Source organism: Gemmatimonadaceae bacterium, from assembly GCA_037721215.1.
In the GTDB taxonomy this organism is placed as follows: domain Bacteria; phylum Gemmatimonadota; class Gemmatimonadetes; order Gemmatimonadales; family Gemmatimonadaceae; genus UBA4720.
The window spans coordinates 40143-64337 of the sequence record JBBJNV010000017.1 but is presented as its reverse complement, the minus strand read 5'-3'; the positions used below and the strand labels follow the sequence as shown (position 1 = coordinate 64337).

General features: G+C 60.4%; 22 protein-coding genes. All 22 read right to left on the bottom strand.

All coding sequences use genetic code 11. The features are described from left to right. Positions 1–11: 11 nt before the first annotated feature. The 22 genes from WKF55_10605 to WKF55_10500 all read right to left on the bottom strand — a co-directional run bounded on the left by WKF55_10605 (position 12) and on the right by WKF55_10500 (position 24165). On the bottom strand, positions 12–1547 hold the full coding sequence (locus tag WKF55_10605) for an MraY family glycosyltransferase (protein MEJ7760024.1): 1536 nt from the start codon (positions 1545–1547) through the stop codon (positions 12–14). A gap of 141 nt (positions 1548–1688) precedes the next feature. Next, entirely contained in the window at positions 1689–2900 is a 1212-nt protein-coding gene (hflX, locus tag WKF55_10600) for a GTPase HflX (protein ID MEJ7760023.1), read from the bottom strand. 140 nt (positions 2901–3040) lie between these two features. Further along, positions 3041–3517, bottom strand: a complete 477-nt coding sequence (locus tag WKF55_10595; GenBank protein ID MEJ7760022.1) for an LEA type 2 family protein — start codon at positions 3515–3517, stop codon at positions 3041–3043. Next, entirely contained in the window at positions 3514–4926 is a 1413-nt protein-coding gene (locus WKF55_10590) for a replication-associated recombination protein A (protein MEJ7760021.1), read from the bottom strand. The genes WKF55_10595 and WKF55_10590 overlap by 4 nt, the downstream gene beginning before the upstream one ends. Positions 4927–4947: 21 nt before the next feature. Next, complete coding sequence (locus WKF55_10585) at positions 4948–5670, bottom strand: ZIP family metal transporter (GenBank protein ID MEJ7760020.1); 723 nt, start codon at positions 5668–5670, stop codon at positions 4948–4950. Further along, positions 5667–6200: a hypothetical protein gene (locus WKF55_10580; GenBank protein MEJ7760019.1), complete on the bottom strand. Its 534-nt coding sequence runs from the start codon at positions 6198–6200 to the stop codon at positions 5667–5669. The genes WKF55_10585 and WKF55_10580 overlap by 4 nt, the downstream gene beginning before the upstream one ends. Before the next feature lie 27 nt (positions 6201–6227). Then, positions 6228–7529 carry a CCA tRNA nucleotidyltransferase gene (locus tag WKF55_10575; protein MEJ7760018.1) on the bottom strand — a complete coding sequence of 434 codons (1302 nt, stop codon included), beginning with the start codon at positions 7527–7529 and terminating at the stop codon, positions 6228–6230. Next, on the bottom strand, positions 7530–8501 hold the full coding sequence (locus WKF55_10570; GenBank protein MEJ7760017.1) for an asparaginase: 972 nt from the start codon (positions 8499–8501) through the stop codon (positions 7530–7532). Positions 8502–8537: 36 nt separating this feature from the next. After that, a complete protein-coding gene (locus WKF55_10565) occupies positions 8538–9122 on the bottom strand; it encodes a hypothetical protein (protein MEJ7760016.1) in 585 nt (194 codons plus the stop codon). Positions 9123–9130: 8 nt separating this feature from the next. Continuing rightward, positions 9131–11995, bottom strand: a complete 2865-nt coding sequence (alaS, locus tag WKF55_10560; GenBank protein MEJ7760015.1) for an alanine--tRNA ligase — start codon at positions 11993–11995, stop codon at positions 9131–9133. A gap of 19 nt (positions 11996–12014) precedes the next feature. After that, on the bottom strand, positions 12015–12482 hold the full coding sequence (locus tag WKF55_10555) for a regulatory protein RecX (GenBank protein ID MEJ7760014.1): 468 nt from the start codon (positions 12480–12482) through the stop codon (positions 12015–12017). Between the two features lie 120 nt (positions 12483–12602). Further along, positions 12603–13649, bottom strand: a complete 1047-nt coding sequence (recA, locus tag WKF55_10550; GenBank protein ID MEJ7760013.1) for a recombinase RecA — start codon at positions 13647–13649, stop codon at positions 12603–12605. Positions 13650–13778: 129 nt separating this feature from the next. Beyond that, positions 13779–14159 (bottom strand): YraN family protein, encoded by a 381-nt coding sequence (locus tag WKF55_10545; protein ID MEJ7760012.1) that lies wholly within the window; start codon positions 14157–14159, stop codon positions 13779–13781. Between the two features lie 280 nt (positions 14160–14439). Next, a complete protein-coding gene (locus WKF55_10540) occupies positions 14440–16797 on the bottom strand; it encodes a DNA translocase FtsK (protein ID MEJ7760011.1) in 2358 nt (785 codons plus the stop codon). A gap of 4 nt (positions 16798–16801) precedes the next feature. Continuing rightward, complete coding sequence (locus tag WKF55_10535) at positions 16802–17548, bottom strand: 2-phosphosulfolactate phosphatase (GenBank protein MEJ7760010.1); 747 nt, start codon at positions 17546–17548, stop codon at positions 16802–16804. Continuing rightward, on the bottom strand, positions 17549–18904 hold the full coding sequence (gene accC, locus WKF55_10530) for an acetyl-CoA carboxylase biotin carboxylase subunit (protein ID MEJ7760009.1): 1356 nt from the start codon (positions 18902–18904) through the stop codon (positions 17549–17551). Positions 18905–18917: 13 nt separating this feature from the next. Further along, complete coding sequence (locus tag WKF55_10525; protein MEJ7760008.1) at positions 18918–19895, bottom strand: PilT/PilU family type 4a pilus ATPase; 978 nt, start codon at positions 19893–19895, stop codon at positions 18918–18920. Continuing rightward, positions 19892–20077 (bottom strand): hypothetical protein, encoded by a 186-nt coding sequence (locus tag WKF55_10520; protein MEJ7760007.1) that lies wholly within the window; start codon positions 20075–20077, stop codon positions 19892–19894. Before WKF55_10520 ends, WKF55_10525 begins: the two co-directional genes overlap by 4 nt. After that, a complete protein-coding gene (accB, locus tag WKF55_10515; protein MEJ7760006.1) occupies positions 20070–20576 on the bottom strand; it encodes an acetyl-CoA carboxylase biotin carboxyl carrier protein in 507 nt (168 codons plus the stop codon). Before accB ends, WKF55_10520 begins: the two co-directional genes overlap by 8 nt. Before the next feature lie 70 nt (positions 20577–20646). Next, positions 20647–21735, bottom strand: a complete 1089-nt coding sequence (locus WKF55_10510) for an aminopeptidase P family protein (GenBank protein ID MEJ7760005.1) — start codon at positions 21733–21735, stop codon at positions 20647–20649. Beyond that, positions 21728–22138, bottom strand: coding sequence for a type II 3-dehydroquinate dehydratase (locus tag WKF55_10505; GenBank protein ID MEJ7760004.1), 411 nt, complete (start codon positions 22136–22138; stop codon positions 21728–21730). The genes WKF55_10510 and WKF55_10505 overlap by 8 nt, the downstream gene beginning before the upstream one ends. A gap of 2 nt (positions 22139–22140) precedes the next feature. Continuing rightward, a complete protein-coding gene (locus WKF55_10500; protein ID MEJ7760003.1) occupies positions 22141–24165 on the bottom strand; it encodes a tetratricopeptide repeat protein in 2025 nt (674 codons plus the stop codon). Between the last annotated feature and the right edge of the window lie 30 nt (positions 24166–24195).

The following is a 24195-nucleotide window of genomic DNA, read 5'->3' as shown; positions in this document are numbered from 1 at the left end:
AGCTCAGGAACTCAGATGCCCATTCGCCTTTTCACGAATGACCGTTTCCTGGCCGCGGGCTTTGCTACCACGTCCAGACTATGCCCAGCTGGCGCCACTATCCACTTCTCGAGAGCGGGCGCAAGTATCTTCGCGGCTCTCTCGGCACCGTAGGGCCTGACGTGGTGCTCCGCACTGCACCATATCGCCAATACTGACGTTGGCGCCGACCTCTGGGGTAGTCCGGTACGCAGCGGATACTCAAGCTTCCACGCCCACTCCTCGGCTGGCAACTCGTAATCGCTCTCCGGCATCTGCGAATTGATGAGTCTCATGTGCAGGAAACCAAATCGGACCGCGGTCGCGGAGAGGATCGACTGAATGGTATCCAGGCCGCCGGCATTCTGGATCTGGATATTTGCATCCAGCGCCACAATCTGATCGCTGATTACCCGGCGCACACGGGATGGCGCAGACAGCAGCACTTCACCCGCCACCATGAACTCGTGGTATGAAAGGAGATTCGTTCCGTATATCACCATTACGCTGAAGCCTGCAAGACCGAGGAGGGCGATAGAGGCGGCAACGAAGGGCGCTGTCAGGGCGATCAGCAGGCCGAAAACTCCCATGGCAGCCGCCAGGCCCCACAGCACCATCGCAGTGCGCTCCTGCGACAGCCCCAGCGCCAGCAGGCGGTGGTGGATGTGCCTCGCATCCGCTCCTGACAGTGGCACGTTGCGGAGCCATCGCCTGATCATCGCCACCAACGTGTCCAACAGCGGAACAAAAAGGGTCAGAAGCGGAACGACAGCGAGAACCGACGGGCCCGGTACCTGCGCCGCTTTCAGGGAGAGAACAGACAGCAGGAAGCCCACGCTCAGACTGCCGGAGTCTCCGAGAAAAACGCGGGCGGTGGGAAAATTATACCGCAGAAAGCCAAGCATCGCGCCGGCGATAGCCAGCGATGGAACCAGCGCGATAGTGTTGCCGAGCGCAACACTGACGATCACCAGCGTGCTGCATGCCACGATCGCGATTCCACCGGCAAGGCCATTAAGACCGTCGATCAGATTGTAAGCGTTCGTGACCCCGACTATCCAGACTACGACGAGCGGGTACGCGAGAATGCCGACGCTGACACCTACGCCGTAGCCCAACGTAAGATTCTCGATTCGGACGCCACCGTAGACCGCGATTCCCGCGGCAACCAGCTGTGCGACAAGCTTTGTCCTGGGCGACAGAGTGCGAATGTCATCCAGGGCTCCGATGAAAAACAGCAGCGCCGCCCCCGCGACAATTCCCACCAGATAGCGAGCATCGGCACCGGACAGACCAACCGGGAAAAGCGTATCGCCAGCAATGCCAAGGACCAGCGCAGAGGCGAGAGACGCACCGGCAAACACCGCCACGCCTCCGAATCTCGGCACCGGAAGCGCGTGGAGCCGCCGCCCGCCGTCGGGGGAGTCATAAAGGCTCAGCGCAGCCGCCCCACGAATCACCAGCGGGGTCACAAGCGAGCTGACGAGCAGCGCTAAAACGAAAACCAGGACGAGCCAGATCAGAATCATTCGGCGTAGGTGTCACAGGAAACGCTGCCGGCCCGTGGCAGCAATCGCGGTATCACGCGACGAAGACATTGTAAAGCTATTAACCGGGAGCATACATTGGCGTAACAGATCCGTGACCGCAAGCCGCTGAACAACTTTTGTTTACGCCCCATCCGTCACCAGTGCTCCTGCCCGTCTCAGCCGTCCCGCCAGCGCCTCGCCCAGCCGCGCGCGAATCACGAGCTCCGCTCCTTCATGAGTCTGCTCGACTACTTCGGCTTCGCGATGAACTTCGGCCAGCATCTTCCCGTCAGAGAGCGGGAGTCGGATTTCGGCTACTGGCCGTCTCAATCTCGCTGTCGCCAGAAGTGTTCGCAGCAATGGGTCGAGTCCCCCTTCAACCGTTGCAGAGACGAAAACCGAGCCCGGCATCAGTCGCGATAGCCTCTCCTGGACGGCACCAACGTCATGTTGAGGCACGCGGTCCATCTTGTTGAACACATGCAGCACCGGGGTCGCTCGGGCCCCGAGCTCCGCGAGAACTTCATCAACCACTGCCCGTTGTTCTTCCCATTGAGGATGACTGACGTCGATAACGTGAAGCAACAGATCGGCCTCGGCCACTTCCTCGAGGGTGGCGCGAAACGACGCCACCAGATTGTGAGGCAGTTTTCGGATAAACCCGACTGTATCGGTCAACAGAAGCGAGGTGTTCTCCGCGAGAAATATCTCCCGCGTCAGCGGATCGAGGGTTGCGAATAGCCGGTCCTCAATGAAAACCGCCTCGGCCCCTGAGAGTCCCTTCAGAACCGATGACTTGCCGGCGTTGGTGTATCCAACGAGCGACGCCCGGAACTGGTTCCGTCGCGACGTCCTCTGAGTGACACGCGACTTGTGAACCTCGCCGAGGCGATGCTTCAGCAGCTTGATCCGATTGTTTATGAGACGGCGGTCCGTCTCGAGCTGAGTTTCACCCGGACCGCGAACGCCGATTCCGCCACGGAATTTTTCGAGATGGCTCCACATCCGCATCAGCCGCGGGAGCATGTACTGAAGCTGAGCCAGCTCAACCTGCATTTTCGCCTCGCTCGATCGCGCGCGAGTCGCAAAAATGTCGAGGATCAGTTCGGCGCGATCCATCACCCGCTTCCCTGTGGCGTCCTCGACGTTCTTGCCCTGAGCCGGAGTCAACTCGTCGTCAAAAATCACAAGCGACGCATCTGTGTCAATGATGAGTTGCTGCAGCTCCTCCACCTTACCCTTACCGAGATAGGTGGCTGGATTGGGTCGATCAACCTGCTGCGTCAGCTGGCCGACGACGATTCCGCCCGCGGTGTCCACCAGTTCCCCCAGTTCTTCGAGGTGCTCGGTCATCACCTGCCCGCGCGTGGGCGCGGGTGAGCCCCCCGAGGGACTTTGCTGGGCGTCGCGGCCAGCCGATCGCTTCAGCTGCACCCCGACGAGCAGCGCTCGCTCGACGGGGGCAGTCAGGCTGATGAGGTCTCGCGTAACGATTACCTGCTCTGAGAAGTATTGCCGAAGCTGGAGAAGCGGCCCCGCTGGTCGTACGGGTGGGTAAAACTGCCAAGCGGAGTGTCGACAGTGACATCGCCGATCACGCGGTAGTTCACGCTCCCGCTGCTGAGCAGTTGGCGGCCAGCGGCACCAAGGCCCGAATAACTGAAGTCAACTGGAATCGTAACCATGGTGGAGTCGCCGTCACGGACGCGGAAGGCGCGATCGAGCTGACCGTTCCCGAGCTGTTTCTCGTCTACCATCAGGCGATAGGTCAGTCGCGTCGCGTTGAGGTCGAACCCGTTCGGATTGTACACGTTGAGAACAACGTCGAGTGCTCCGCCAGTCAATCCAAGACCCCGAATATTGACGCTGCCAAACCGCACCAGAGGCTCCCTGAATACACCTCGGCCGAGAGTAGAACAACCTCCGACGACCAGCGCCGCCATTAGCGCAAACACCATTCTTCTTTTCATCGCTTCTCCTTTTCCTGTTCGTTTGGCACAGGGCGGTTACCATTCGGAACGCCGTTGGCCACACGGGCCCTGATATCCGCCCACCACGCGAGCCGCTTTGCTATGTCCTTTTCGAAACCGAACGGCCCCGGCTCGTAAAACACCGAACCCTTCAGCCGGTCTGGCAGATACTCCTGCGGAACGTAGGCATCGGCTACCCCGTGCGCGTACTGGTACCCCTCACCATAGCCCAGTTCCTTCATCAATCCAGTAGGAGCGTTCCGGATATGCATGGGAACGGGCTCACCCGGCCATTGCCGAGCCGCGTCGAGCGCTGCATTCAGCGCTTTGTATGCGGAATTGGACTTTGGAGCCGTAGCCAGATAAATGATCATTTCCGCCAGCGGCAGATAGCCTTCCGGCGGGCCCAGCATGTGATACGCGTCGCGAGCGGCGACAGCTATCTGTAGCGCGTTTGGATCGGAAAGACCGACGTCTTCCGCCGCCATCGCGATGGCTCGCCGGAAGATCGTCATCGGATCCTCTCCTCCCTCTATCATCCTTGCCATCCAGTACAGCGCTCCGTTGGGATCGCTGCCCCGAAGCGACTTGTGAAGCGCCGACAGCATGTTGAAATGCGTCTCGCCGCTCTTGTCATTGTGCGCAAAACGTTTCTGCATCGCGTCTCGCGCTACCGCCGCTGTGATGCGTCCGTTGCTTCCAGCCTGCACTGAAGCCGCTTCAAGCACGGTGAGAGCCCGGCGGGCGTCGCCATCTGCTTCCGCAGCGATGATCTCCAGGCCATCCGCGTCAATATTCAGGGAAAGATGACCGAGGCCTCGTTCCGCGTCGGCGACGGCGCGTTCCACTAGAGCCTTGATCTCGCCGGCATCGATCGGCTGCAGCACGAACACGCGCATTCGCGACAGGAGAGCGCTGTTGACTTCGAATGACGGATTCTCGGTTGTCGCGCCAATGAGAGTGATGGTTCCACTTTCCACGTGCGGCAGGAACGCATCCTGCTGCGCCCGGTTGAAGCGGTGAATCTCGTCGACGAAGAGAATGGTCTGCCGCCCCATCTCAAGCCGGTCTTCCGCCTCCGCGATGATTTCCCGAATTCGTGGTATGCCTTCGGTAACGGCCGAGAATGGCACGAACTGGCGGTCGGTGTATCGGGCGATCAGGAGGCCAATAGTGGTTTTACCCGACCCCGGGGGACCCCAGAAAAGCATCGAGCTGATGGCGCCCTTCTCGATTGCATCGCGAAGCGACTTGCCTTCCCCGATTATGTGCTGCTGGCCGACGACCTCGTCCAGATTTCGCGGACGCATACGCGCTGCCAGCGGCTGTGCAGAGGCTGGCGGCGTGAAAAGAGAATCGTCACGTCCACCGTGAGCGTTAGCTGGTGGCCGACGGAATTTCTTGGGCATTGGATCGCTCGAATCGTATCGTCAAGGGCGCTCGCCAATCAGCGATCGCGCAAGGAAATACAGAGCGCATCCCGCAAAGAAGCTGCCTTGAAGCCTCCAGTCCCGCTTGGACTGGAATTCCGGGACGAGATTGGACGCGCCGACATAAAGCGTCACGCCCGCAGCCAATGGGAGCCCATATATTCCGAGCGGCTCCAGATGTTCCGTCAGGAGGCCCCCAAGCACTGTGGCTACGCCGAGCAGGCCGCCCGCAGCGAGTGCCCGCCTTCTGCTAGCGCCCGCAGCCAGGAAGATGCTCGATATGGCGAGACCCTCCGGCAGCTTGTGAAGCAGAATTGCGCTGAAGACGAGAAACCCGAGCGCCTCCCTTACCTCGAAGCCGCTGGCAATTGCAACGCCGTCCATGAATGTATGCAGCAGCATGCCTGCAAGCGCGGACATGCTGACCGCTCGCGTTACCTCGTGCACCTCTTCGCCAAAATGGAAATGCGGGGTGAGAGTGTGCTGCGTGAGATGCACGAGCAGGAATCCGATGAGGATCGGGATGCCGGCGCGCGGACCATGCTGCGCGATTGATTCGGGCACAAGATCGAGCAGTGCCACCGAGACCATGAACCCGGCTGACAGCGCGATCAGTTTTTCGAGAGCCGGAACGCTCCAGCGGGAACGCGACGTTACTGCCGCAGCACCCAGCACATTGGCCCCGGCCGCAACGAGAGTGTACGCGACCGCCGGGCGAATCACGCCCGGGTCAGCGTCAGCCGCTCGGCGGCAGCGGTGATCGCTGAGGTCAGCGTCGGAGCCGGTGCGCGGTCCCATGCTTCAGACCGCCACGACCGGTCTGCAAGCGAAGCCCGTTCTTCCAGCCCCTTGCCTTGAAGAAGGTAGAGCCAGCGGTCGGAACGGCTGTAAATAAACAGTTCGAGCTGAGGCGTCAGCGTGAGCTGGTCGTCGGCAGTGTAAAGCGTGAACTCGACTCCACCGTAGGTTGCAAGCGGCACCTTGAGCCGCGCGACGGCGTCCCGGACATCGGGAAGCGCAATACTTTCTCCCCTCCACGATGTCTCCGACCGAAGATCCTCGATTGCTGTATCGATCGCGGGTGCAAGCACCTCGCTCAGCGTGTAGAAAAGATCGACCACGCGTTCCGCGTTTGCCCCCACAAATGCTTCGTAGTGTTCATCCCTGCGGGCAAACGTGAAGCCATCCACCCCCGAACGAAACCGCTTCCAGACAGTAACATCAGGATTTCTTCCGCGAAATAGCATCATCAATTAGCGCTGAGGTTCGCCATCTTCTGTTTATTCCCGGCCGTGTGACACCTGTTTTCTGGCGGCGTCCAGCAGGATCGCATGCGCGTTGGATGCCGGGTCATTAATAACGGTTTGGAGCAGATAGCGTAATGTCTGGCCTGCAGCGGGTCCGGAAATCCCGATTCGCTCCAGATCACGACCATTGACGGCTAGGTCGGCGATCTCGATCGGATCGCGATATGCAATTCGGACGGCCCGGCGGTAGACTGACCCAACGCATGCGGCTGCTGGCGCCGCCAGACCGGCGTCACGCTCGGCGCGCCAATGTGAGTTGGCAAGGCGAAGGACTGAAGCCAGACGCGTGCGACCGGCGATTGCCGCCCAACGCCGAAGCACGGCGTCCGCAGGGTGGTTGCTGGCAACCAGCGTCGATCGCATCTCGGCGGCAAGCGCGCTCCAGCGCGAAACAATTGACCCGATCCATGCAGCATCGGCATTTGAGAAGCGCAGCGCGCGCAAACCATCCGTCACGCCGGACGCAGGCGCCGCTGAGAAAAGCACTGTGAGTCTCAGGATCTTTCTGCCGGAGCCCGATCCCGTCTGCGGAAGGGCGGTATTGTCCAGCGCAGCCAGATGGATATCTGTCATCGAGGATATCGCGGGAATCAACACTTTCAGTGCGCCGCATTCCCGCCAAAGGCGGAACGCGCGCCCCGGGTAACGCACCTGTTCAACTGTCTTTTCGATTTCCTGCTTAACCCGCTCGGCGGACAACCGCGTGAGATGAGGCGCGCTCGCCACGATCGCATCCCATGTGGGCGCATCCAGCGAAAAGCCGAATCTCGCGGCAAACCGGATGGCGCGAAGGCCTCTGAGGCGATCTTCGCCTAGCCGCTCGCCAGGTTCTCCGACGGCCCGCACGATTCCATTCGCCAGATCGGCGCGGCCCGCAAACGGGTCGCGAATTTCCCCTGTCGACGGTGAGAACGCGATCGCATTGATGGTCAGATCGCGGCGTGCCAGATCTTCGTCGAGCGACACTCCAAAATCGACGACAGCATGTCGCCCGTCGGTGTGCACATCACGGCGAAACGTGGTCACCTCGTGCATTACACCATTTACGTCGAGCACACCGACAGTTCCGAACTCGATACCCACCGGCACTGTCCTCGGAAACAGACTGCGCACCTGCTGCGGGCGCGCTGCGGTCGCGAGATCCCAGTCGAGGTGCTGGTGTCCAAGCAGTGCATCACGCACCGCACCTCCCACGCACCACGTCTCGAACCCGGCCTTTTCCAGTGTATCCGCAATCCTGAGAACCTCAGCGGGAGGCCTTAATGGAACATGCAATCAGCCTTCCCGGAACATCGTGCGAACTTCACCAACTGTCATGCCGGCTCCGAGCGCGAGCATAAGGTCAATGCGGGCCTGCTGCGCACGGCGGGATCCTCCGAAGATCGCGCCCGCTTCTTCGAGCCTGCGGCCACCGCCGTCATATCCATACGTGTGCCCTACCCGCCCACCCTGCGTCCGTGACGTAAGCACTACAGGCTTCTCTTCAGCGATCCACCGCTCGATTGCCGGCACCAGATCGGGCGGCACATTGCCCCTTCCCATCGCCGCCACGACTACGCCCCGCGCCACCCGGCGCGACGCATCAAGCAATCTCGCGTCACAGCCTGCAGCAACGAAGATGATGTCGACAGGAGTAGCAAGCGAGGCAGGCGCGATTACCCGGGGGGCGGGTGGAAGCTCCCGATGCATTATCAGCTCGCCCTCGTCGAGAACGCCAAGCGGCCCGAGACCCGGACTCTCGAAGGCGTCAAGCAGATGCGTATTGCTCTTCGTGGCGTCGAGCGCGGCAAATATCTGCCCGCTGATGACCACCATCGCACCGTAACCAAGCGCTTCCGGACTTGCGGCTACTCTGACTGCTTCGAGCAGATTCGCAGGCCCGTCCCACCCGAGATCGCTCACCGTGCGCATGGCTCCGGTAAAGACAATCGATTTCCCGGCCACCAGTGAACGCGCGACCAGGTATGCGGTTTCTTCGAGTGTATCGGTTCCGTGCGTCACCACCACCCCGGTAACCTCCGGGCGAGCGAGGTGCTCGGCAATGCGGTTTCGCAGTGCCCACATGCGTTCGATAGTCATGTGCGGCCCGGGAAACGCGCCCCACTCTTCCGTCTCAACGCCAGTGACTGCATCAATGCCACGGGTTGCTTCAATGATCTCGGCCGACGTCAGCGAGGGCACCGCGCCCGATCCACCGGGGTCGTTCCGCATCGCGATCGTCCCGCCCGTAAAAAGAATTACGATCATTGACTCAACGACTCAGGCAATGCCCAACGCGCACCGTCAGCAACCACGTGAGACGTGCGTCTCGAGCAGACAAATCAACCGGGTTGCCGCATCCGCTCCGGCCTCCACCGTCTCGCAGTTTTCAGCTGCGACCTCCATTGCATAAGTGATGAGGGCGTCTGCAGCCAGCAGGTCGAGTGCAGCGGGCCGCAACGGATTCATCGGTGAAACTGCTGCAGAGCCGCATTCCGATGTTGCAGAATGATCGATGCTGGCGATAATACCGATTGCGGAATTCAGCAGGTATGTGGAAAGTGGTGAGAGAACGCCCCGGCCGGCATCCAGTACCGAATCGAGCTCAGACACTGCGCGAATACCGGCATCCGCTGAAGTGCGATTTTCCTTGCCTTCAAGGGGCTGATTCGTTCCTTCGCGCCACTTTGCACGACTCGATTCAGGGATGTCCGCACGACCGTCCTCGTCGGCGAGAGCACGTGCAATTCGTTCCAGCAGTGCTGCCGGCGGCGTAGTTCCTCGAGAACAAATCCACTGCAACGCGCTCGCCGATATGAGCCGTGTGTCTTCGGGTGCCGCGGGGAAGTCGTCTGCAGATGAATGAGCGAAAGGCGGCAGCTTCGACACGTTGCAGTTCAGGCGCGGAGCAATCGTTCGACAATTCCCGTCACGCTGGCCAGTGCCTCTGGTACTCGCGTCGCGTCAGGAATTCCAGCCTGTGCCATTTGTGGCTTGCCGCCGCCACGTCCGCCCGCAATCGCCGCGACCTCGCGAATAATCGTGTCGGCGCTGAGCCCGCGATTCCGGAGATCGTCCGTAACGACGGAAATCATGCTGGTTTTGCCATCATCGAATGAAGATACGAGGACCGCTATTCCACTTTTCATCGTTTCGCGCAGCGCGTCGCCCGTAGTCTTGAGGGATGCCAGATCGACAGCCGAAACAACCGATGCAATGACCATTACTCCCTCAACCGTGACCGCCCTGTCGATGAGCTCCTTTACCCCGACGCCGCCGCCGCGCAGTGCCTCGCCAAGTCGCTTCTCGAGTGTTTTCCGTTCCTCGATCAGGACTTCGAGCCGCCTGACTGCAGCGCCCCGGGGAGCACGCAGCAAATGCTCGATCTCGTTCACCGTGCGCTCCTTTTCGCGAACCAGGTCGTAGGCACGGGGACCCGTTACCGCCTCGATCCTGCGCACGCCGGCCGCAACGCCCGTCTCGCCCGAAATTCTGAACAGCGCGATCTCAGATGTGTTGCGGACGTGCGTACCGCCACAAAGCTCGGCGGAAATCCCGGGGATGTTCACGACTCTGACTATGTCCCCGTATTTCTCGCCGAACAACGCCATCGCGCCCGATGCGACTGCGTCAGGATACGAACGCTCAGCAATATCGAGCGGTATCGACTCAAGCACGTCGCGATTGACGATTCTCTCGACCTCTTCGATCTGCTCATCTGTCAGTGGTCCATGGTGCGCGAAGTCGAACCGCATGCGGTCGGGAGACACAAGGGATCCCGCCTGAAGCACATGGTCGCCGAGCACCGTGCGCAACGCCGCGTGCAGAAGATGAGTAGCCGTATGATTACGCTCCGTGTCATGGCGCGGCCCCGCCGGTACCGACGCCGTCACCTTCCCGGACGACACGGCTCCGCGAGAGAGTCCAATCGCAGTTACCCGGTTCTCGATCCTGCGAACTTCGTCCACGTCCACCGACCAGCCGTCCCCGATGATCGTGCCCCGGTCAGACACCTGCCCTCCCGACTCTGCGTAGAAAGGCGTCTCGCGCAGCATGACCGCCACGCGGCCGTCCGCGAGCGGGCGGAATGCAACCACTTCGGTCTGGGTTTCGGTTCTGTCGTAGCCGACAAATTCAACTTCGCCAAGCGGATCGGGGGAGTCAGGCAAGCCGTCGTTCGAGGCGTGTGCAATTTCGTCAACGACAGTAACGGCAATCTCGCGGGTCGTCGTAATCCATTTTCCATCGCGGAACTCGTCGATTCCTATTCCGAGCTTCCTTGATTTACGTTCCTGCTGCGACTGTTCGCGCTGCCCCGCAAGAGCCCTCTCGAAACCGGCGATATCGACAGTGTAGCCTCGCTCGCGAGCCATGAGCTCGGTCAGATCGATTGGGAAGCCGAACGTATCGTAGAGGCGGAACGCATCTTCCCCTGCCACTGTCCCACGAATTGCTCCCGAGCCCTGTGTTGTCGACACCGGTGCGAGCTCATCGAAGCGTCGCATGCCGCCATCGATCGTAGCCAGGAACCGAAGTTCCTCTGCGCGCGTGGTTTCGATGATGTGCCGTTCCCGCTGACGCAGCTCCGGATAGTGGGCGCTCATCGTATCCACCACTCGCTTGACGACATCCACCAGCACCGGTGTTGCACTGCCCAGCAGCCACGCGTGTCTCACTGCGCGACGCAGAATTCGCCGCAGCACGTAGCCACGTCCTTCGTTGGACGGGAAAACGCCGTCAGCCAGCAGAAATGCCACTGCGCGTGCATGGTCAGCAATTACGCGAAAAGCAGACGGTTCGACCAGAACGCGGTTTCCTTCCCGCACTGCGGCCGAGCGACCCGAAGGCCGGCCGGCTGCGACGGGAAGCAACTCGTGCCAGTGCGCGTCGGACGATTGCCTGCCGCGGTATGGAATTCCTGTGGATTGTTCGACAGCCTCGATGAGCGGCGCGAACAGGTCGGTGTGATAGTTGTTCGCAACCCGCTGCATAACGGACGCGATTCGCTCCATGCCCAGACCGGTATCAACTGATGGCTTCGGAAGCGGATGGAGCGTCCCGTCAGCCTGTCTATCGAACTGCATGAAAACAAGGTTCCAGATTTCGAGGAAGCGACCAGCCTCCGCGCCCTGTACAAACGCCGCCTCCGAAAATTCGCTTTGCTCGCTCTCAGTCCAATCGCCTGTCTCACCGTCAGCAGCGCGCCAATCGTCTGTCACTCGGGCGAGATCGACATAAATCTCGGAGCAGGGTCCACAGGGACCGGTATCCGCCATCTGCCAGAAGTTGTCATGAGCGCCGAGTGAATAAATCCGCGACTCGGAAATTCCGGTGATCTCCCGCCATAGTGCCCGTGCCTCAGAGTCTTCCTCGAAGACGGTTACACGAAGATGCGCGGGGTCGATGCCGGCATCGACGGTGAGGAATTCCCAGGCGAAACGGATTGCATCTGCCTTGAAGTAGTCTCCGAACGAGAAATTGCCGAGCATCTCGAAAAATGTGTGATGCCGGGCGGTATGCCCCACTTGTTCGAGATCGTTGTGCTTACCCCCGGCGCGGACACATTTCTGCGAGGTCGTCGCCCGCAATCCGAATTCGGTGGTTTCGTGCCCAAGGAATACCCGCTTGAACTGAACCATCCCGGCGTTGGCGAACAGCAACGTCGGGTCGTCCGCAGGAACGAGTGACCCGCTGGGGCGTACTGTGTGACTCTGGCGCTCGAAATAATCGAGAAACCTGCGCCTGATCTCGGCGGAATGCATGCTCAAATATACAGAACTCCTACTCGGCGCCGAGCACCTTTTTCATGGCGGCGCGAATGATGTCGGGCGTGAATCCCGCCCGTGCGAGATGGCCGTATAACCTGCGCCTGATTACCGCCGCATCGAGCCCGGCCATCGATGCGGCTTTTTTTGCGGCAGCTTTTTCGGCGACGGCATCGAGATCGATCTCATCGTCTGCGATCACCGCGTCGATTGCAGCATCAGCCAGCTCGCCCTGGATGCCACGGGTGAACAACTGCTGCCTGAGTCGCAACCTGGAGGCACCGCGCCCAAGCAGTCGTCCCCGGGCGAATTGCTCTGCGTAGCGCCGGTCGTCGAGCAATCCATTCGCCAGCAGGCGTTCGATTGCCGACTCCGTATCAGGGGGTGCGAAGGCTCGTGACAAGAGCTTCCGCCGCATATTCTTTTCAGAGTAGGAGCGGGCAGACAGAAGATTGAGCGCGTAGTCGTACGCTGATGTTGCCATATCAGAAGAATGGGGCCGAACGAGCGGCGTTGAAGGGGAGGCACCGGGCCACCACCGCAACAAGCTCATCCGACCCCTCTCGGTCGTCTTCCCGTAACCGTAGCCGACGGGCGCCGCTTTCTACTCTTCAGCGGCCTCCGAATCGGCCACAATCACCGCCGGCCCAATACCGAGTACGACTTTTACTTTCTCTTCGACTTCGCTCAGGAGTGCAGGGTTGTCCTTGAGGAACATCTTTGCATTCTCCCTTCCCTGTCCGATTCGCTGGGAACCGTAGCTGTACCACGCCCCCGACTTATCGATGATACCCGATTCTGCGGCGATGTCCAGCACCAGCGATGCGTGACTGATTCCCTCAGCGTACATGATGTCGAATTCTGCCTGCTTGAATGGAGGTGCCACCTTGTTCTTGACCACCTTCACCCGGACGTGCGAACCAATCACATCTTCCTTTTCCTTGACGGCTGAGATCCGACGTATATCGAGACGGACCGACGCATAAAACTTGAGCGCCTTGCCACCGGTGGTCGTCTCCGGATTGCCGAACATCACACCGATTTTCTCGCGGAGCTGATTGATGAATATGACAGATGTTTTCGAACGGGCGATCGCGCCGGTCAGTTTTCGGAGGGCCTGGCTCATCAGACGGGCCTGGAGACCCATGTGCGAGTCACCCATATCCCCTTCGATTTCGGCACGCGGAACAAGTGCGGCCACGGAATCGATAACCACTACATCGACTGCGCCGGAGCGCACGAGGATCTCGCAGATCTCCATCGCCTGCTCGCCGGTATCAGGCTGCGACACCAGAAGGTTGTCGATATCAACGCCAAGTTTCTGCGCGTAATCGATATCCAGCGCGTGCTCGGCGTCGATGAAAGCTGCCACGCCACCGGCTCGCTGGGCGTTCGCTACCACGTGCAGGCAAAGTGTGGTCTTCCCGCTCGACTCGGGCCCGTAGATTTCTGTCACCCTTCCGCGGGGAATGCCGCCGACGCCAATAGCGGCATCGAGGTTAATCGCTCCTGTCGAGATTGCGTCAATGCGAACTCGCGCCGAGCCTTCGCCCATCTTCATGATCGAGCCCTTTCCGCAGTTCTTCTCGATCTGCGCGATCGCAAGGTTCAGGGCCTTGCTTTTGTCGTCCTGGGTTACCGAAGCCGCCATCTGTCAGATCCTCTTGTTGTCGTTGCCCCACCGCATGATGCGCCTCCGGGACAGGCCAGCAAATTCCCGTTTTCCGCTCGTAAAGCGCACCCGAATAAAATACGAAGACTCCATCCGTTTCTCAAGATTCTACCGCACCGAAAATGCATTTTCGAGATGAATTATTTCAGGCTCCATTTCTTTTTTCTGAGTCACGCCGATGACGTCGAAGCGGTATTGCTCCCCGGGCCGCCGGAACCTGCTTATCCAGTCTCGCGCCGCGCGCGCCACCTCCCGCTGTTTCCGCCAGTGAACGGCGCCAAGCGGGCCGCCATATGCAGGAGAGAGCCGGGTTTTTACTTCGATGAAGGCGATAGTACGGTCTCCCTCCTCTCCTCTCTCAGCCACCAGATCGATATCGCGATGACCACTGCGAAACCGGCGGCCGATGATTCGCCAGCCCGCTCTTACCAGCCAGGCTTCCGCCAGACGTTCTCCTCGTGCGCCAAGTTCCTGACGGGCCTTCGACATGAGGTGAAGCTAGATGGACCCCGCATATCGCCCGCATTGTCCCATTTCTGATAGATACGAAATCCCGCGATACGCATTTGCAGTCTGCCATCCGGGGTGCAAGTTTCCGGGTGGAAATCCATCGAAATGCGGCAGGCCCCTTCACATTACCGTGAAGCCGTCGCGGCCGCAGTCAGCACGGCTCTGAAACAATATTCGATTGACTGACGGCACCAGCAGCGGTAACCCTCAGCCAATGCTGCGGTGCGCCGCAGTTACTCAACAGCGTTTACCACTGCCGTCAATGTCGCGGTCCGCAGATCCGGTCGAGATCGTCCAGGCCTGCCAGAACATCGCGAGGACGCGATCCGTCTGGCGGTCCAAGCAATCCGGCTGCGTGAAGCTGGTCGATGATCCGCGCCGCGCGTCCATATCCCACCTTGAGCCGTCTTTGAAGCAGTGATGTGGATCCCTGCTGGTGCTGTATGACTATCTCAGCGGCTTCTCTGAACAATTTGTCGCGGTCGCCATCACTGGCATCCTCGCTTTCGCCCCCCGCGGCAGCCTCGGCTTCCCGCTTACGCATCGTCTCGAGGATATCAACCTCTTTTGACTCCTCGACCAACAGCCCTTTCGCCTCCGCGGCTTCACGCCGACGCTGCTCTTTTTCCTCATACCAGCGCGTGATTCGCTCAGTATCTTCGCTCGAGATGAATGCGCCCTGCAATCTCGACGGCTCGGACTTGCCCGGCGGCACGAACAGCATGTCACCGTTACCCAGCAACGACTCGGCGCCCATGCCGTCGAGAATGGTGCGGCTATCAATCTGGGATGCAACCCGAAAGGCAATCCTGCTCGCGAAGTTCGCCTTGATCAAACCCGTGAGCACGTTCACACTCGGCCGCTGCGTGGCCAGAATGATATGGATGCCGATGGCGCGGGCCTTTTGCGCCAGCATTGCAAGCGGCGTCTCGACTTCGGCCTGAACTGTCATCATCAGGTCAGCAAGCTCATCGATGATGAGCACGATATAGGGCAGAATTCCGCCGCTATATTCGTTGTTCTCGAATGCAACATCAGGCCGCCTGGGCGTTTTCAGCGGCGCCCCTTCTTCGACTTTGCGATTGAAATCCTGAATGTTCCGCGCACCATTAGCGGCCAGCAGCTCGTAGCGGTCCTGCATTTCCAACACCGCCCATTTGAGCACAGCCGCTGCGTCGCGGTTGTCGGTAACCACCTTATGCCTCAAGTGCGGCAGCACGTTGTACACCGACAGTTCAACCATCTTCGGATCGACCATCAGAAAGCGCAGTGTCCTGGGCGTGTGCCGGTAGATCAGACTGGTGATCAGCGTGTTGACGCACACCGATTTGCCGGAACCCGTTGCGCCGGCGATGAGCAGGTGAGGCATTTTGGCGAGGTCGGCGATAACTGCTCTGCCTTCGAGATCCTTGCCGAGTGCAATCGGCAACGCCGCGGGCATCTTCTGGTATTCCCGGGACTCGATCATTTCGCGGAACGCGACCATCTCCGGAGTCGGATTGGGTACTTCGACTCCCACGGCACCCTTCCCCGGAATAGGGGCGACGATGCGGATGCTTTGCGCGCGCATTGCAAGCGCGAGGTCGTTGGCGAGTGTCGCGAACTGACGCACCTTTACGCCCGCAGCCGGGGCAACTTCGTATTGGGTGACCACCGGCCCGGTCGTGCGGCCGACAAGATCGCCGTCGACGCGGAAAGTACGTAGAGCATCCATCAGCTTCACACCCATTGCATCCAGCTCCCGATCACCGTCAGCGGTGTTCCGCTTCGGCGCGCGAGTTAGAAGATCAGCATTCGGAAGCTCGTCGTCTGCTGTTCCGGATGATGCTGACGCCGTCGAGTCGATCGCCGCGGCGATTCGGCTGTCCCGCTCAGCGCCACTGTCTTGCCGGAATCTTTTCTCCCGTTTCTTCGTCGATCGCGTGTCGTCCGAAGCCTCATCCGGCCCCCCCCTTAACCGGTCCATCAAGCTCATGTCGACAGCGGGCATCTCCTCGGGAGCCGGCTCCGTCACCCTCACTTCTTTCCGCGCGGTCTCCCCGTTCCTATGTTCCCCGGAAACACCGTTACGACCAGAGCCCGCAGTCAGCGTGGAACCGGCCTCGCCACGCCTTCCGATCAATGCTCGTACCGGGTTCCACGACAACGTCGCCGCCATCAACGCCGAAAGCGAGAGGAGCACGACAATCCACGCGCCCGCGTATCCCGCGAACTCGAGGAGATAAAATGACGTCAGTCCGCCCCACCAGCCGCTCAGAACACTCGCTGTTTCCGTCCGGCCGCCGCCTTCAGCCAGACCGACAGCAACGGGCAGGAGAACTACCATACCGAGCAGAAACACCAGCCACGACCGATCTGTAGATCTGTCGAGTCGTCCAAAAAGCCGCAACGCGTGCGCCGCCAGAGCAACCGGAATGAGTGCGGCGGCTGGCCACCCGAGAAATTCAGCTAGCGGCGACGCCAGCAACGTACCCATCCAGCCAAAACTGCCAGCGACATCGCCTCCGGCGCCGAGCATCGCGATGCCCTGCATAGCCAGGGCCCCGGCAAGGAAGAGCGCCAGCAGCAGCAGCGCGATGCCAAGGAGCTCGCGCTTCAGCCCGGAGCCGCCGCCCATGCTGTCAGCGGTCCCTGTCGGGGCCGAGGCGGGTGATCTGCTTGTCCTGGTAGATGGGGACCACAGGGTGCGAATCCAATGTGGCACACGCCACGAGGTCGTCGTTGAACCCTGCTTCGGCGAGCGCTTTTCCGTGGGTCGATTCTTCGAAGATCTTCGCGATGTTGTCGCCATACATTCGGTCGATGAGGTCTGCGGCACTGGCGGCGTCATTGTGAACCACCGACGTCCCCTGTTTCGTGATCGATCGGACGTATCTGCCGGCGCATGCCGCGTCCTCGAGACTAAAATGCCCCTCGTCACCCGCGCAGACAATCGCGATGTCGATATCCGACCGGGCCGCCGTGCGCAGCAAGGCCGAAACCGCGGCATGATTTACGTACGCAGCGACAACAATGTCGCGCGCGCCATGAAGGTTGAGCAGGGCACGCGTACCATTCGTGGTACTTATCACAACCGTCCGTCCCGCGACGGCCTCGGCGCAAAACTCGGCGGGCGAATTGCCGAGATCGAATCCTGGTATGCGAAGCATTCGCCGTTCGCCGCTGAGACGAACCTGTGTTCTTTCAAATGGCCTTGCAACGCTGAGGGCGTCGTCCACGCTTTCAACCGGTACCACCGTCCTCGCGCCGTTATAAAGCGCGACAGCAATGCTTGTCGAGGCCCGCAGAACATCGATGACTGCCACTACCCGCCCTTGAACGTCGCCCGGTGACAACTCGCGAGGCGACATGAACACGTCCAGCCTCAACTAGGCGGGCTCCTTGAACAAATCTGTCTCACGCTCGAGAAACTTCGTATCCACTTCGCCGTCCTGGAAACGCTTGTTCGCCATCACTCGCGCAAGGAAAGGAATCGTCGTCGTCACACCTTCGATGATGAAGCTCTCCAATGCAACCTGCATCCGTCTGAGCGCTTCCCGGCGATCCCGTCCCTGACAGATCAGCTTTGCCAGGAGCGAGTCGTAGAACGGCGGTACTGTGTATCCGGTGTACACGTGAGTGTCGAGCCGCACGCCCGGGCCACCGGGCGGATGAAAGACATCCAGTCGCCCCGGGCAGGGTTGAAAACTCCGAGCGGGATCTTCTGCGTTTACCCGGCACTCGATCACATGGCCCCTGTATGGAGGCGTCTCAGTTATCGAGAGTTTTGCGCCTCCCGCCACCAGTATCTGTTCCTTTACCAGATCGATGCCGGTAAGCATCTCCGTTACCGGATGCTCGACCTGGATGCGGGTGTTCATCTCCATGAAGAAATAATTTCCGTCGTCATTGAGCAGCATCTCCATGGTGCCTGCGCCGACGTAATCGATCGCCTTGGCACCCTTCACCGCGGCCTCTCCCATCGCGGCGCGCAGTTCCGGGGTGAGCGCGGGGCTCGGCGATTCCTCGATCAGTTTTTGATGCCGACGCTGCACCGAGCAGTCCCGCTCGCCGAGATGGATCACGTTGCCGTAACGATCGCCCATGATCTGGAACTCTATGTGACGGGGCCGCGCAAGATATTTCTCGACGTACACGTCGCCGTTTCCAAATGCAGAAAGTGCTTCGGATCGTGCGAGCTGGAAGGAGCGGACGAAGTCATCGGGTTCTGTCGCTACCCGCATACCCTTTCCGCCCCCGCCAGCGGTCGCCTTGATGATTACCGGAAACCCGATGTCACGCGCGAAGATGAGCGCTTCCTCGGCGTCTTCCACCGGGCCTGGACTGCCTGGCACTATGGGAACGCCGACTTTGACCATCGCGTTTCGCGCCGACGCCTTGTCGCCCATGGTGCGAATCTGATCGGCGGTCGGCCCGATAAACGTGATGTTGCTCGCCTCGCAGGTTTCCGCAAACTCGGCATTTTCGGCGAGGAAGCCATACCCAGGGTGAATGGCATCGGCACCAGCAATCTCAGCCGCGGCGATTATTCGCGGGATTTTAAGGTATGAATCGCGCGCTGGAGCAGGGCCGATGCACACGTCGTCGTCCGCAAACCGGACGTGCAGCGACTCGCGGTCTGCTTCCGAATAAACCGCCACCGTCTGCAGTCCGAGCTCACGACAGGCGCGAATCACCCGTAGCGCGATCTCACCACGGTTCGCAATTAGTACCTTCTTGAACATAATTCAGCGACCGTCAGGCAGTCGCATCCAGACTCACGGTATCCCAGGTAGAATCGCTCGCACCAGCCACGCCCTGAATCCGCAGCGCGAACTCGCTCGGACTCGTCGCAAAGTAGAGGGCATTCTCGTACGAGATGACACCCTTCATGTACCAGTTCATAAGCGACTGGTCAAAGCTCTGCATCCCGTACTGCACCGTGCCTTCCGCTATCAGCTCGGGGATGTTCAGCGACTTGGACATGTCACGGATGTTCTCACGAACGGCAGCCGTGTTTACAAGTATTTCAGCCGCGGGCACGCGCCCGGGCTTGTCCGCGCGTGGCACGAGCCACAGCGAGATGACCGCCTCCAGCGAGCGGGCAAGAAGAAACCGCACTTCCGCCTGCTGGTGCGGAGCGTAGAACGAAAGGATGCGGTTAATCGTCTGAGTGGCGTCGGTAGTGTGCAGAGTCGAGAATACAAGGTGGCCGGTGTCGGCTCCATTCATGGCGGTGTCCAGCGTGTCGAGATCCCGGATCTCACCGACCAGCAGGACATCAGGATCCTGACGGAGCACACGTCTGAGCGCCTGTGAAAAGCTCGCCGTATCCGTGCCGACTTCCCGCTGGTTGATCTGCGACTTGTTGTCGCGGTACAGGAACTCGATCGGGTCTTCGATCGTGATGATATTGGCCTGGCGGTGCTGATTGATGTACTGGATCATCGCCGCCAGCGCCGTCGATTTTCCTGAACCGGTCATACCCGTCACGAGAACAAGGCCGCGTGGCTTGAGCGCTATCTCCTCGACGACGTGAGGAAGATTCAACTCGGCAACGGTGCTCGCCTGAAAGGGCACGATACGGAACGCGTCGGCAATTGTGCCGCGCTGCTGAAATGCGTTGACCCGAAAACGTCCAATACCTGGAACACCAAGCGCAAAATCCGCCTCCTTCATTTCGGCAAATGCCTTTTGTCGTTTGGCCGGCATGATCTGATCGGCGAGCGCCTTCATGTCGTCGGTCCAAGAGGCGCCATTGGCATCGACCGCAGCTCCCCGTTCACGCGAAGTGTCGGAGGACATCCGACTTTCAGGTGAAGATCGGATGCGTTCTGTTCGAGCATCTGGCGGAGTACGATGCGATAATCGAAGTTGCCGCCAGCGGTGGCCGCTGTCTCTGAATCTGGATCAGCCATTGGGATCGATACGGAAGAGCACCTGGCCGTACTCGACGGGGTGCGAGTTCTGAGCAAGGACTTCTTTGACGACTCCATCGAATTCCGATTCAATCTCGTTCATGATTTTCATCGCCTCGATGATGCAGAGAATCTGGCCTGTCGAAATTCGCTCGCCCACAGCCAGGTAAGGTTTTGCACCGGGTTCCGGCGCTCCGTAATACGTGCCCACCATTGGCGACTTCACTTCCAGCAGTTTCGACTTCGCCGCTTCCGTTCGCGCCTCGAGCTCTTTCGGCGTTGCCGCGGCAGTGTCGATGGCGGGAGCAGCAGGTGACGCAATTCCGATTGTCGCTACCGGTGCGCCCGCCATAGGTGCAGCAATCTGTACCGTGGCACGCTGTTGCGACGTCTTGGAAATGCGGATCTTCATTCCCTTGTCGGACGAGATCTCGATCGAATCCACTGACGATGCATCGATCATGTCCACCAGCTTCTTGACGAAGCGCAGATCTATCATCCTTTCACCTCCGCCGCTGCTCCCCTTCCGTAAGGCGATTGTCGTGCGTCCTGCATGAGTGAATGATTTGTCATGCGACCTCGATTAGCTCCCGGGAAAAGTTCGTCAGAATCTGCGGACCGTTCGCTGAGAGGTGGACGTCGTCCTCAATACGGACGCCTCCCCACCCCGCCCGGTAAATACCAGGCTCGATCGTCACTACTGTTCCCAGCCTCAGCTCCGCCTGTACAGTACGGGCAAGCCGCGGCGCTTCATGGACCTCGAGGCCAAGACCGTGTCCAAGGCTGTGGCCAAAGCCGGCCCCGTGCCCATGGCGCTCAATGTAGCTCCGGGCGAGCGCGTCAGCAGCCATTCCCGACATTCCGACACGTACGGAGCGCGTCGCAACGTCATTCGCACCCTTCACAACGTCATAAACCTCGCGTTGCTCGTCGGTCGGACTTCCCACCACTACGGTTCTGGTGATGTCCGAGCAGTATCCCTGATACTGAGCCCCGAAATCCAGGAGCAGGAGGTCACCCCGCTCGATAGTGCGCGACGATGCCCTTGCGTGAGGCAGTGCGGAGCGCGGGCCCGAAGCAACTATCGGGGCAAATGGAGCTTCCTCGCTTCCTTCCTCCCGTAACGCCTTCTCGAGTATCCCGGCAACCTTCAACTCGTTCATGCCGGACTCTATCGCGGGGAGTACCCTGTTCAACGCGCCCGTGGCGATCCGGGCCGCTTCAGCAATCAACGCGACTTCATCATCGTCCTTGGACTCACGAAGATCCTCGACCAGATTCACATGCGGCCGCCACTGCCAGCGCCCGCCGTCACCGAGAAGTCTTTGAAAATCCCGGTGAAAGACGTGCGCAGACTCGAAGCCAACCACTTCTATGCCTCCCAGCCGGTGCAGCATATCCCACAGGCCGGTCCACAGGCTCACAGGTTCGATTCTGACGCGGGCAGCGTCGCCGACCTCGTCAGCCACCTGGGTTTCGTAGCGGAAGTCGGTGATGAGCCTGACGTCTGATCCGGTTACGAGGGCGAGCGCACTCGTACCAGAGAATCCGGTCAGGTACCGAATATTGGGGAGCGCGGTGAGAAGGAGCGCGTCGATCTTCTCTGTTCTGAGCCTTTCGCCAAGCGCGGTCAATCGCGCTGGCCTCCGGTCAGTCACCTGCGGTTCCGGAGAGACGCGCCGCAAGTCCACGCAGCGCGAGCTCGTAACTCATTGCTCCAAACCCGCAGACCACCGCGACAGCGCTGACCGCGAGAGCCGAATGTTGGCGTTCGGCTTCGCGCGCGTAGATGTTCGTGAGGTGGACTTCCACGAACGGCACATTCACTCCGGTCAACGCATCCCTTATCGCCAGACTAGTGTGCGAGTAAGCTCCGGCGTTAATGAGAATGCCGTCGGCGACACCCTGCATTTCGTGAATTGCACTCACGATCTCGCCTTCTCCGTTCAACTGGGAAAACGTGAGATTGCACCCAAGGTTCGACCCGATCTCGCGTAGCCGTGTTTCTATCTGCGCAAGCGTCTTCGTGCCATAAACCGCGGGCTCGCGTTTGCCAAGCAGATTCAGGTTCGGGCCGTTGATGACCGCTCTCTACACGACTGGGCAAGACCGTCCAGCCATTCGCGAAACTTTCGAATGTCTTCTTCCGATTCCTGCCCCGCCTCAGCTGATGATGGCGCAGCCGCGGCTGCGGCGGGTTGGGGGGACCCTCCCCCTGGCGGAGACGCGGCTGCCGCCGCTTTCGTGTGAGGCATTTCGGTCGTGGCGGCCTGCGCTGACGGCGGCAGCAGGCCACCGACAGCACCGCTGAGCGCGAACGCGGCCCGACTGTGCTCGCCGCTGATGACCTCTCCCGGAAAAAGATCGTCAAACGCGCTGGCAAGTGGCGGAGCGAGGTCGCCCGCGACCTGACCGTCCGGTGCTGCATGCCCCGGAGGCCGTTTTGCACCCAGGGTTGCGAAGAACTCGCGGATTGTGGGCCCGCGCTTCGGCATCCGCTCGTTAAATTGCAGGGTGTCAGGAACGCCACCGAAGTCGGAGGCGGTAACCTGATCCGCATCGGCAGGCCCGGGGTCAGGCGCATCGTTCCCCCCGAACAGTGTCGGCGTGAGCGGGGCGTACGCGACCAGGTCAGAGTCGCTTTGCGCAACTCCCAGATCTGCAACGGGCTTGGAGTCGCTCTGCTCGACCGCCAGATCTTCCGCGGGGTCAGCCTCGCCCCACCTGTCCGCAATCAGATTTGTATCGAGCTTTCCCGCATCGGCCAGGAGTTCGGCGCCGGCAGCGTTACCGGACTCCGATTCCACATCAGGAGAGTGAAGGTCGCCATAGTCCACCGCTTCTGTGGACGAAAACCCCGCCGCCCAGTTGTCGGTATCCCAGCTGTCACCCCCACCGACCAGTTCAGTTTCGGTGAAATGTGACTCTACCGATGACGTCGGAGATCCCAGCTCATCGGCCGGTAACGGGGTGCTTTCGGTCTCGGTCGCATCCTCGAACTGTTCATTCGTTGCTCTCTCGCCGTCCGGCTCGATGGCAGCGGCAGCAAGAGACAGCGCCGAGAGCCGATCGGCTATCTCGCAATCATCCGGACGCTCTGAAGCGAGCTGCTGGTAAATCTCGAGTGCCCGCGCCTTGAATCCCTGCTGAATGTAGAGTTCCGCCATCGTACTGGTGACAAACGGCCCTCTTTCCCGGGGAATCGTCGAGACTGCCGGATCCACGGGTTCGACATCGGCATCAAGTCGCGCGTCACCCGTGCTTTCCACGCCGACTTCCGGCGAATGCGCATCGAGCGGTTCAGCATCTCCTCCGAACAGCGACTCGGGAACATCCGGGGCAGACGGGGGCGGCGGTTCACGAATCTCTTCGAGGTCCACCTCGGGCCCCGGTTCGCGCACAGCCTCGACTTCCACTTCAAGCGCCGGTTCACGAACGGGCTCCACGTCCGTCTCATGAACCGGTTCGAGAACGGGCTCCAGGTCCACTTCAGGCTGTAATCCCGGGACAGCGTCGACATCCTCCGCGAGCGGCGCTTCATGAACGAGCTCGACATCGTCACTGCTCTCGCGCGCAACAGCCGCAGGTTCCTCCGATGGGGCTCCCACAAGTGCCCCGGTCGACTCCGCGCTCGACTCGGCGTCTACTGGCGACCCGTGGGCCGATGACGGCGGAGCGGCAATTCCAAGCGGTTCGGTCAATTGGGCGAGATAAGCGGCAATCTCGGTATCATGCGGATCGCTGTTCAGGCCCCGTGTGTACCAGTGACGAGCCTCCGCAGTCTCACCACTCTCGCGCGCTATATCGCCGAGGTGCCGAAGCACAATGACGTTATCCGGGTCAAGAGCGAGGGCCTGCTCGAAAACCGTTCTCGCTTCGTCAGTGCGCTGCGCGTCGAAAAGCGCCTGCGCACAGACGACGTGGCCACTCATGTGACCAGGCTGTTGCGTCAGGTGCGCTCGGCAAATTGCTATGGCCTGTTCCGGATCACCGGCCTTGCGATACTCGTTTGCGAGTGGCGCGAAATACCGGCGTGGATTCTCGTAAAATCTGGCCCTTAGCTCGTCGATCCGGGTTGAGCTTTGCATCCTTGAACCTCTGGTTTGTACTGCTGTCTC